General features: G+C 64.2%; 10 protein-coding genes. 3 read left to right on the top strand and 7 right to left on the bottom strand.

Annotated features, from left to right (window positions below):
* Window positions 1–351: 351 nt before the first annotated feature.
* Together E4Q08_RS07520 and modB are read right to left on the bottom strand one after the other, a co-directional pair.
* Window positions 352–1515, bottom strand: coding sequence for a sulfate/molybdate ABC transporter ATP-binding protein (locus tag E4Q08_RS07520; RefSeq protein ID WP_169069904.1), 1164 nt, complete (start codon window positions 1513–1515; stop codon window positions 352–354).
* Window positions 1512–2186, bottom strand: a complete 675-nt coding sequence (gene modB, locus E4Q08_RS07515; protein ID WP_169069903.1) for a molybdate ABC transporter permease subunit — start codon at window positions 2184–2186, stop codon at window positions 1512–1514. The genes E4Q08_RS07520 and modB overlap by 4 nt, the downstream gene beginning before the upstream one ends.
* A gap of 403 nt (window positions 2187–2589) precedes the next feature.
* On the opposite strand from modB, the gene E4Q08_RS07510 reads away from it, so the two are divergent.
* From E4Q08_RS07510 to E4Q08_RS07500, 3 genes are read left to right on the top strand one after another with little or no spacing between them, the layout of a single operon-like run.
* Window positions 2590–3363, top strand: a complete 774-nt coding sequence (locus tag E4Q08_RS07510) for an ABC transporter substrate-binding protein (protein WP_169069902.1) — start codon at window positions 2590–2592, stop codon at window positions 3361–3363.
* A gap of 28 nt (window positions 3364–3391) precedes the next feature.
* The gene (locus tag E4Q08_RS07505; RefSeq protein WP_169069901.1) at window positions 3392–4150 is read left to right on the top strand and encodes an amino acid ABC transporter permease; all 759 of its coding nucleotides are present in this window, start codon (window positions 3392–3394) and stop codon (window positions 4148–4150) included.
* Window positions 4151–4163: 13 nt separating this feature from the next.
* Window positions 4164–4922, top strand: a complete 759-nt coding sequence (locus E4Q08_RS07500; protein ID WP_211203346.1) for an amino acid ABC transporter ATP-binding protein — start codon at window positions 4164–4166, stop codon at window positions 4920–4922.
* 13 nt (window positions 4923–4935) lie between these two features.
* Here the strand turns inward: E4Q08_RS07500 and E4Q08_RS07495 are convergent, their stop codons facing one another.
* From E4Q08_RS07495 to E4Q08_RS07475, 5 genes are all read right to left on the bottom strand, one after another.
* Window positions 4936–5835, bottom strand: coding sequence for a DMT family transporter (locus E4Q08_RS07495; protein WP_169069900.1), 900 nt, complete (start codon window positions 5833–5835; stop codon window positions 4936–4938).
* Window positions 5836–5887: 52 nt separating this feature from the next.
* A complete protein-coding gene (gene ccmI, locus E4Q08_RS07490) occupies window positions 5888–7093 on the bottom strand; it encodes a c-type cytochrome biogenesis protein CcmI (protein WP_169069899.1) in 1206 nt (401 codons plus the stop codon).
* On the bottom strand, window positions 7090–7479 hold the full coding sequence (locus E4Q08_RS07485; RefSeq protein ID WP_372703559.1) for a cytochrome c-type biogenesis protein: 390 nt from the start codon (window positions 7477–7479) through the stop codon (window positions 7090–7092). The genes ccmI and E4Q08_RS07485 overlap by 4 nt, the downstream gene beginning before the upstream one ends.
* 93 nt (window positions 7480–7572) lie before the next feature.
* The gene (locus tag E4Q08_RS07480) at window positions 7573–8157 is read right to left on the bottom strand and encodes a DsbE family thiol:disulfide interchange protein (RefSeq protein WP_169069898.1); all 585 of its coding nucleotides are present in this window, start codon (window positions 8155–8157) and stop codon (window positions 7573–7575) included.
* A gap of 10 nt (window positions 8158–8167) precedes the next feature.
* The gene (locus E4Q08_RS07475; protein WP_169069897.1) at window positions 8168–10171 is read right to left on the bottom strand and encodes a heme lyase CcmF/NrfE family subunit; all 2004 of its coding nucleotides are present in this window, start codon (window positions 10169–10171) and stop codon (window positions 8168–8170) included.
* Window positions 10172–10180 lie beyond the last annotated feature (9 nt).

Raw genomic sequence — 10180 nt, 5'->3', positions numbered from 1 at the left:
TGTCCCAGAGGGGCGTCGGGCTGTGCGTCGCCTTCCGAACTCGTTTCCACCACACCTCCGTGGCACTCTACGACCTAAACCTTGGGGCTCTGCCCCAAACCCCGCACTCGCCGTGAGGCAGCGGCCGGGGATGATCAACCCCTCCCCAGCCCCTGCCTCAAGTGTACTTGGCTTACAGGATGTCAAGAGGCTTTCGCGGCATAAACGCAAGAGAAAAATACCTCTCTCGCATTTATTCCACGGTCCTCTTGACACCCTTCCAGCCATGACTTCATCTCCTCTCTTGAACGAACGAAAAACCACAAAACGAAGCATACAAGGGGGCGGGGGAGAGGGAAACGGTCATGACTTTCATGATCGGGAGTGCCTGAAAAAGTCATGACCGTTAGACCGGGGGGCGCTCGATGCATCGTTCATCTGTTCGGATGCCGGCCCTGGGCGCAGCGGCACGATGTCGCCTGCCCGCAGCGAAACCGTCACTTCCCGGCCGACCGCAACCCCGTAGCGATGGACGGCGCGGACCGGCAGGCGCATCTGCAGGCGCGCCTCCGGCAGGCCTTGCGCTTGCAGCCGGACGATGGCTTCGGCGCCCATTTCGATGACTTCCTCGATCACGACCTGCAGCGGGTTCTCGAGGTGACTGCCCCAGGGCTTGTCCGGGCGGACGAGCAGCACGTTGTTCGGCAAGACGGCCCAGCGCAGATCGCTGTTGATGCCCACCGGCAGCGGGCCGGTGACACGCAGGGCATGTGGTCCCCAACGCAGCAACAGCCTGCGCCCACTGGCTGCATTGTCCACCCGGGCAGTGAAGATATTGGGGATGTCGAGGAGGCGTGCTGCTTCCTCGGTCGCAGGGCGCGTCAACACCTCGGAAGTGGCACCGGCTTGCACCAGTCGCCCATGCCGTAGGAGGATCAGGTGCGAGGCCAGTTGAGCGGCTTCGTCGAGATCATGGGTCACCAGCAGCACCGTCGCACCGAGTTGCTCATGCAGGCGCAGCAATTCCATATAGAGGCGCTTGCGCGTACTGCGATCAACGGCGGAGAAGGGCTCGTCGAGCAGCAGCACCTGCGGCTGGCGGGCAATCGCCCGCGCCAGTGCCACGCGCTGCTTCTGGCCACCGGAAAGCTCGTCGGGATAGCGCTGGTCGAGACCTTCGATATGGGCGAGGGCAAGGCAATGCCACGCTCGTTCCCGACGGGCGCCGACCGGCAGATGGAGGAGTGCAGTCTCGACATTTCCCTGTACCGTCAGGTGCGGAAACAGACCGTAATGCTGGGAAACGAAGCCGATCGACCGTTCGCGCGTCGGTCGGTGCTTTTCTCCTTCGGCCCAGACCTCCATCCCCAGCGCCACGCGTGCCTGCCTGACGGACAACAGGCCGGCAATGGCGCGCAGGATCGAGGTCTTGCCGCTGCCGGAAGGGCCCACCAGAGCCGTGATGCAGCCGTCGGGAATCTCGGCGGCAAAATCGAGGGGTGGACTGCCGTGGCGCAGTTGCACGCTGAGGGTCACGTCGCGCGGCGCCGCCTGGACAGGCGTCCGGCCAGTCCGTAGCTGACCGAGATGGTGAGCAGCGAAATCAGCAGGAGCAACAGCGACATCGCTCCCGCCGAAGCGTGGTCGAAGGATTGCACCTTGTCGTAGATCGAGATCGCGACGGTTCGGGTTTCACCGGGGATGTTGCCGCCTACCATCAGCACCACGCCGAATTCGCCGAGGGTGTGGGCAAAGGTCATCACCGATGCCGAGAGAATGCCGGGCCAGGCCAACGGCAGTTCTATCCTGCGGAAAGCCTGCCAGAAAGTCAGTCCGCAACATTGCGCGGCTTCGCGGATGTCCGGCGCAATGGCTTCGAAGGCGCGCTGGATCGGCTGCACGGCAAAGGGAATGTTGAAGATCACCGAAGCCACCACCAGCCCGCTGAAACTGAAGGCCAGGGGATGGCCGGCGAGCGCCTCGAACCAGCGTCCCGGTGGCGATTGGCTGCCCATCGCCACCAGCAGGTAGTAGCCGATCACCGTCGGCGGCAGTACCAGCGGCAGTGCCAGCAGGCCCTCGATCCAGGCCTTGCTCTTGCGCGGGGTCACCGCCAGCCAGTGGGCGGCAAGAATCGCTGGAGGCAGCAGCAGCAGCAAGGTCAGCAAGGCCAGTCTGGCCGACAGAACGATCGCGGTAGCGTCCATCAATGTGGATGTCGCGTCAGCGACGCACGCATGACTTTCATGTCATGATCGGGGGTGCCTGGAAAAGTCATGACCGTTAATGTGAAAGTCGCGTATGCGACTCACGAATCTCCCTCCCCCCCTCGCGGGGGAGGGGTCGGGGGAGAGGGAAACGGTCATGACTTTCATGATCGGGGGGGCCTGGAAAAGTCATGACCGTTAGACGTCACCTGGCGCCGCGCTTGCCGGAATGCCGCCAGCCGCTGCTTTGCGCGTGCTGCCGGCATTGTGATTCTTGCGCCTCATCGACCCTGTTTGTTGTACTCTTCACTGCTTTTTCGCCAACTTGGCCAGGGTAGTACGGGTCATGGCGTGACGGCAATCCCTTGTTCCACGAACTTTGACTTTATCAACAGGAGATGTCATGCGTTTCTTAGCCAGGTTATTGAGTGTCGTCATTCCGCTCTCGCTGATGCTCGGCGGTCCTTCACAGGCCCGCGAATGGGAGGTGATCAAGAGTTCCGGGACCATCCTTGCGGCCACTGAAGGCGGTTTCCAGCCCTTCAATTATTACGACGGCCCCAAGCTGACCGGTTTTGAAGTGGATCTGGCCGAAGCCATCGCCAAGAAGCTCGGCTTGAAACTCGAATGGAAGGTGGTCGCCTTCGATGCGCAGTTGGCGGCACTCAAGCAGGATCGTTTCGATTTTGCGATTGCCTCGCACGGGTATACCGAAGAGCGTGCCAAGTCGGTCGATTTCGCCAATCCGCATTACTGTACCGGCGGACAGATCGCCGCGGCCAAGGATGGCCCACTGACCGTGGCATCGCTCAATGGCAAGACCGTCGGCGTGCAACTCGCCACCACCTACGCCGATGCCGCCAGGAAGATCAAGGGGCTCAAGAACGTCAAGACCTACAAGGGCGACCCTGAAGCGTTCTCCGCGCTGCGCGCCAAGAAGGTCGATGCCTGGATTTCCGACAAGTTCACGGTCAAAGCGACTCTCGACAAGAATCCCGACGCCGGCATTACGGCTGGCGAAATGGTGTTTGTCGAGCGTGTCTCGATGATCCTGCGCAAGAACAACAAGGAACTCGCAGACAAACTCAATCAGGCGCTGGTCGAGGTGATGAAGGACGGCACCTACAAGGCGCTGTCCGAGAAGTATTTCAAGGAAGACATTTCCTGCCGTTCCTGAAAACCAGTCCACATGAACTGATGAACTGATGAACTGGACCAGGAAATATCCGGGCTGGGCGATGTTCGCCGCGATGATCGGGCTGCTCGTTTTTCTCTGGGGGATGGCGCTGCCGCTCGCCGCGGCACCGGCGCCGATCGGCCCGGCGGCGCAGCAATTCGCAGACGGGGCCAGAATCACCGTCGGCCTGACGTTGATCGCCGGCGTCGCCGGGGTCGTGATCGGTGTCCTCGCCGGACTCGGCAAGCTATCCCGTTTCTGGCCACTGCGCTGGCTGTGCGACAGCTATGTCTGGCTGATCCGCGGTACGCCTTTGCTGTTGCAGATTCTGTTCGTCTGGCTGGCGTTTCCGGAGATCATGCCGGAGGGCGTCGAGCTGTCCGACTTTGCCTGTGCCGCGATTGCCCTGTCGCTGAACATCGGGGCGTACAACACCGAATGCGTCCGCGCCGGCATTCTCGCGGTGCCGCATGGCCAGGTCGAAGCCGCGCGGGCACTCGGCCTGACGCCCTTTCAGACCTTCATGGACGTGGTGTTGCCGCAGAGCATGCGCGTCGCGCTGCCGGCGCTGGCCAACAACCTGGCGTCGCTGGTCAAGGATTCGTCGCTGGCTTACGCGATCAGCGTCGTCGAACTGACCATGGTCGGCTACCGGATCCAGGCCGAGAGCTATCAGCCGATCCCGGTGTTCATCACCATTGCCGCCATTTACCTGATCCTGACCACCGCGTTTACGACGCTCACGGCGGCGCTCGAAGCGCAGCTCGATGTTGGCCAGAAGCGTTAGCAAGGGCGATGACATGAACAGCGAGGCCACACTCCGACCAATCATCGAAACGCGCAAGGTCGACAAGCGATTCGGTGCCTTCCATGCGCTCAAGGACGTTTCGGCGACCTTCTACGAGGGGCAGGTCACGGCCATTGTCGGGCCGTCCGGTTCGGGGAAGTCGACTTTCCTGCGCACGCTGAATCGCCTCGAAACGCATGATTCCGGCGAGATCATCATCGATGGCATCGTTCTCAACGACAATCTGAAGAATCTCGATGCCATTCGCCGCGAGGTAGGAATGGTTTTCCAGAGTTTCAATCTGTTCTCGCATCTGACGATCCTGCGCAACGTCGCGCTGGCGCCGATGCGCGTCCGCAAGATGCCCAGGGCAGCCGCCGAGGCCAAGGCGATGAACCTGCTCGAACGGGTTGGTCTGAAGACCCAGGCCAGCAAGTACCCGGTCCAGCTCTCCGGCGGCCAGCAGCAACGGGTGGCGATTGCGCGTGCCCTGGCGATGGACCCCAAGGTCCTGCTGTTTGACGAGCCGACCTCGGCGCTCGACCCGGAAATGGTCAACGAGGTTCTCGCCGTGATGCGCGAACTGGCTTATAGCGGCATTACCATGCTGGTCGTCACCCACGAGATGGGCTTCGCGCGCGAAGTCGCCGATCGGATCATCTTCTTCGACGAAGGCGTGATTCTCGAAGACACCACCCCCGACAGCTTTTTTTCGAATCCCGACCACGATCGTGCCAAGGCCTTCCTGTCGCAGGTTCGGCACGGCTATTAATGCGAAAGTCGCGTCAGCGACGCACAAATTGCCCAGCGGGAGTCAGTGGCGCGATCTGGACGACGACGATGCACACCAGAATCAGCGCGCAGCCCGCCATACCGCTGGCGTTGAGGCGATCTCCCATGAGCAGGAAACCGAACAGCGCCGCGAAAACGGTTTCCGCCGAGAGGATGATCGCCGCGTCGGCCGGCTGTGAATAGCGCTGCCCGACCACCTGTGCGGTGAAACCGATGGCCACTGAAATCACGCCGGCATAGACGATCGGCAGCCCTGCCTGGCGAATCCCGCTCAGGGTGATCGTCTCGCTCAGGCCAGCGGCAAGCAGGCTGATCACTCCGCAGATCAGGAACTGCCCGCAGGCAACCAGGAAAGGAGCGGCGATGCGCTCGGCGACGCGTCCGACAAAAAGCACATGCAAGGCCCAGAAGACGCTGCTGGCAATCACCCATAGGTCCCCGACCACCGGATCGATCCCCTGCGCGCCGGATAGCAGCCAGGTCCCGGCCAGGCAGCCGAGCGATGTCGGCCAGACCGACCAGTGCGGGCGGGTCCTGAGAATCAGCCACGCCAGCAGCGGCACCAGCGGCACGTAGAGGGCGGTGAGAAAGCCGGCGTTGGTCACCGTGGTGCTGGTGATGCCGATCTGCTGCAGCACCGCGCCGAGCATCAGCAACACGCCGAGGGCACTGACACCGAGGACATCGCCGGCCTGCGGTCGAGCGCCGCGCACCGACAGCAATCGCCATTCGCGCCAGGCCAGCGGCAGAACGATGCTGGCCCCGAGCAGGAAGCGAATGCCGGTGAAGGTCAGAGGCCCGACCCCCAACATTCCCTCTGCCTGGGCGACAAACGCCGAACCCCAGATGACGGCGACGGCGAGCAGCAACAGATTGGCTTGCGAGCGGTTCAAGTGGGCGTGTCCGTGAGCAATCGAAGGGGATGGCTCTGATCGGAAGAACTGCTCACGGTTGCACCTGGTCGATCAGCACGCGCAGATTCCGGCTGCCGGGCTTGACGCCGCTGAGGGTGCCGAAGAGGTCGCCGCTCGAACTCTGCGCCTGGCCCGCCCTGGCGACCCGCGCTTCGATGCGGATCGTGGCGAAATCCGAAATCTTCTTGCCGCCGGCGAGTGCCATCGAATCGTCGAACTGGAAGCGCAGCGGCAGGTCGGCAACGCTGGCGCGTTTGGCGGCGAGCGGCATGCGCGGTCCTTCCTCGGCGCGCGCAAAGACGAACAGCACGTCGCCGGGCTGGACCATGCCGGCGAGCTTGCCGCTCAGCGTCACCTCGCCACTGACTACGCCGGCGCTGGCGCCGGGTTTTGCGGTGCCGCTGGCCTGGGTGGCGGCGAACTCGCGCGCCTTGCCGATCGCGGCGGTGAGGGCATTGGCTTCCTCGGAGCCGGGTTCGACCAGTTCCAGGAGGCGCGACCAGTACTCGGCGGCGGCTGCGAACTGCTGGCGGTCGGTGGCCGCAGCGCCAGCCAGCAGCAGCGCTTGCGGTTCCCTGGGGTTGATCCGGAGGGCACGTTCGATCAGTTCGCTCGGCCTGCCCTGCAGGCTGCCGCCCTGGGTCTGCGCGAGGACATCGGCGTAGTCGGCGAGCAGGGCCGGGTCCTGGTCGACCAGGGGAGCGGCGCGTTCATAGGCCTTCGTTGCTTCCGGGAAACGTTCGAGCACCTTGTACGACCGGGCCAGCATCACCCATCCCTGGTGGTCGTCGGGGTTCTTCCGCAGCTTGTCGACGAGGCCGTTGAGCATGGCCTCGATCTGTTCGGGAGCGATGCGCGCCTGCCGCTGCAGCGGGTCGAGCGCGCGCGGCTCGCCGAGCAGCGCATAGCCGGCAGCAGCAGCGAGCGGGATGAGCACCAGCAAGGCCAGCGCGGTCTTGCGACTGCCGCCGTCGGCGGTCACCGGCGCGGCCGGCGTGGACACTTCTTCGAGCAGACGGCGTTGCAGTTCGCTTTTCGCCTGGGCGAAATCGGCCTCGGCGAGAGAACCATCGCGGCGCTCGCGTTCGAGTTCGGCAAGCTGGTCACGGAATATCGCCAGGTTCGCTTCGCTCTGGCCGGTGTTGCCCGAAAACCGTGGCGTGCGCAGCAGCGGTGGCAAGAGGAGGGCGATGACGGCGACGACCAGCAGGGCCGCGGCGATGAGGAAGGCGGTCATGCTTGTCCTTGCCGTGAATCCTGTTCGTGCAGCAGCGCTTCAGCGCGGCCTTGCTCGTCGGCGCTCAGAGGATGGTCGCTGATCGCCCGGTCGCGTCGGCGCAAGTAGAGCAGCAATGCCGTCAGGCCAGCGATGAACAGCAGGCCCGGGCCGAACCACAGCAGCAGCGTCGTTCCCTTCAATGGAGGCCGATAGCGGACGAAGTCGCCGTAGCGGCTGACCATGAATTCCATGATTTCGGCGTCGCTCCTGCCGTCCTGGATCAGCGTGCGAATTTCGCGGCGCAGGTCGTTGGCGAGTTCGGCATGCGAGCCGGCGAGCGACTCATTCTGGCAGACCAGGCAGCGCAATTCGGAAGAAATCGCGATCAGGCGCTTTTCGGTCAGCTCGTCTGCGGCGAGCGGCCGGGCTTCGCCAGCGTGCAGGGGGGGGCATGTGCAGGTTGAACACGGCGAGCAGCAGAAGCATCAGGAAGGGTCTCATTTCGACAGTTCCGAAAGCAGCGGCAGGATCCTGCCGGAGAAGACCTCGGGGGTGATCGGGCCAGTGTGCTTCATGCGGATGATTCCTGCCCGGTCGATGACGTAGGTTTCCGGTACGCCATAGACGCCGTAGTCGATGCCGGCACGGCCATCCATGTCGAGCACCGACAGCGTGTACGGATTGCCGTGCTTGGCGAGCCAGTCGGAGGCGCGTTCAATGGCCATTTTCCGTTCGCTGCCGGGGGGCAACTGGTCGATATCGATGCCGCCGTCGCCGCGCACTTCCTTGTAATTGAGGCCGATCAGCGGTACTGTCTGGCGCTTCGCCAGTTCGACCAGCAGTGGATGTTCCTGCCGGCACGATACGCACCACGATGCCCAGACATTGAGCAGCCAGACCTTGCCGAGCATCTCCTGCGGCGAGAACGACTGCGCGGGCGCGTCTAGGCGCGACAGCGAAAACTGCGGGGCCGGCTTGCCAAGCAGCGGCGAAGGCAGGTCGCGCGGGTTGAGCCGGAGGCCGACGGCGAGCAGCGCGACGAGTACGACGAAGCCGATCAGCGGCCAGAGAAATCGGTTCATGGTCCGTTCCCTACGCTTTCTGGGCGAGCACCGCGGCGGCGGCCGCAGCGGCGTGCGCGCCGGCGCGCGCCTGGACACGGTAGCGGCGGTCGCTGATGGCCAGCAGTCCGCCGATGCTCATCAGCACGCAACCGCCCCAGATCCAGTCGACGAAGGGCTTGTGGTAGACGCGCACCGCCCAGGCGGCATCCGGCCTGGCCTTGTCGATCGGCTCACCGAGCGAGACATAGACGTCGCGCAGGAAGCCGGTATCGATCGCCGCTTCGGTCATCGGCATCGATGACGCGACGTAGAAACGCTTCTCCGGGAACATCTTGCGCACCGCCACGCCGTCCTTGAAGAGGTCGATGTCGCCGACCAGCGCGCGGTAGTTCGGTCCCTGCTGCTGGCGAACGCCGTTGAAGAGAAAGCGGTAGCCGCCGACGCCGACGCTGTCCCCGACCTCCATTTTGACATCCTTCTCGGACTGATAGGCGCCAACCAGGGTGACGCCGACGACGAAGACGGCAATGCCGAGATGCGCCAGATGCATGCCGAAGAAGCTGCGCGGCTGCCGCAGTGCGGTGGCCAGGAAAGAGCGGCCGGCACGCGTCGCCTGCACGCGTTCGACACCATTGAGCAGGGCGCAAAGAACGATCCATGCCGACAGCAGCAGGCTCAGGGCGACCAGCGGCTTCCATTCGCCAAAAAGGAAGGGGGCGCCGCAGCCGACCAGGGCCGCCGCGAGAAAAGCCCAGCGCAGCGTGCGCGCGAGTTCGCCGACGCTGGCATGCTTCCAGCGCGCAAAGGGCGCAACGCCGATCAGGAACAGCGCCGGCAGCATCAGCGGCACGAATACCGCGTCGAAGTAGGGCGGACCGACCGAGAGCTTGCCGGCGCCGAGGGCATCGATCAGGAGCGGGTAGAGCGTGCCGAGCAGGACCGAGGCGCAGGCGACGACCAGCAGCACGTTGTTGGTAAGCAGCAGCGATTCGCGCGAGAGCAGGCCGAAGCGTCCGCCGAGACCAACCTTCGGCGCCCGCCAGGCGAACAGTGCCAGCGAACTGCCGATGACCGTTCCCAGGAAGGCGAGGATGAAGATGCCGCGGGTCGGGTCGGTGGCGAACGCATGCACCGAAGTCAGTACGCCGGAACGGACCAGGAAGGTTCCGAGCAGCGACAGCGAGAACGCCGAGATCGCCAGCAGTACCGTCCAGTTCTTGAAACTGCCGCGTTTCTCGGTCACCGCCAGCGAGTGCATCAGCGCCGTGCCGACCAGCCAGGGCATGAAGGAAGCGTTTTCCACCGGATCCCAGAACCACCAGCCGCCCCAGCCGAGTTCGTAGTACGCCCACCACGACCCGAGAGCGATCCCGAGCGTCAGAAAAATCCATGCCGCCGTGGTCCAGGGCCGCGACCAGCGTGCCCAGGCAGCGTCGAGCTGACCCGAGAGCAGGGCGGCGATGGCGAAGGCAAAAGCCACCGAGAAACCGACGTAGCCCATGTACAGCATCGGCGGGTGAATGATCAGGCCGGGGTCCTGCAGCAGCGGGTTGAGGTCGCGCCCCTCTTCGGCAGCCGGCAGCAGGCGCTCGAAGGGGTTCGAGGTGAGCAGGATGAAGCACAGGAAACCGGCGCTGACCAGGCCGAGAACGCCGAGCACACGCGCCACCATGGGCATGGGCAACGGCTTCGACAGCAGCGCCACGGCCAGCGACCACAGCACCAGCATCAGCATCCACAGCAGCAGCGAACCTTCGTGCCCGCCCCAGACGGCCGCGACACGGTACTGCAGCGGCAGCAGCGTGTTCGAGTGCTGTGCGACATAGAGCACCGAAAAATCGTTGTCGACGAAAGCGCTGCTCAGGCAGGCGAAAGCCGTCACCAGCAGCAGTGCCTGCGCGATCGCCGCCGGGCGGGCCAGGGCCATCCATGGCTGGCGGTTGAGGTGGGCACCGAGCAGCGGCAGCGTTCCCTGCGTCAGGGCGACGCAGAGCGCGAGGATGAGGGCGAAGTGGCCGATTTCCGGGATCATGGTCTTGTC

It is taken from the genome of Candidatus Accumulibacter contiguus (assembly GCF_012940005.1).
GTDB classification, from domain to species: domain Bacteria; phylum Pseudomonadota; class Gammaproteobacteria; order Burkholderiales; family Rhodocyclaceae; genus Accumulibacter; species Accumulibacter contiguus.
This window is presented reverse-complemented; position numbering and strand designations above follow the sequence as displayed.

Coding starts and splice junctions, on each gene's coding strand:
- modB (WP_169069903.1), bottom strand. CDS start 2,186: ATGGACGCTACCGCGATCGTTCTGTCGGCCAGACTGGCCTTGCTGACC.
- E4Q08_RS07510 (WP_169069902.1), top strand. CDS start 2,590: ATGCGTTTCTTAGCCAGGTTATTGAGTGTCGTCATTCCGCTCTCGCTG.
- E4Q08_RS07505 (WP_169069901.1), top strand. CDS start 3,392: ATGAACTGGACCAGGAAATATCCGGGCTGGGCGATGTTCGCCGCGATG.
- E4Q08_RS07500 (WP_211203346.1), top strand. CDS start 4,164: ATGAACAGCGAGGCCACACTCCGACCAATCATCGAAACGCGCAAGGTC.
- ccmI (WP_169069899.1), bottom strand. CDS start 7,093: ATGACCGCCTTCCTCATCGCCGCGGCCCTGCTGGTCGTCGCCGTCATC.
- E4Q08_RS07480 (WP_169069898.1), bottom strand. CDS start 8,157: ATGAACCGATTTCTCTGGCCGCTGATCGGCTTCGTCGTACTCGTCGCG.
- E4Q08_RS07475 (WP_169069897.1), bottom strand. CDS start 10,171: ATGATCCCGGAAATCGGCCACTTCGCCCTCATCCTCGCGCTCTGCGTC.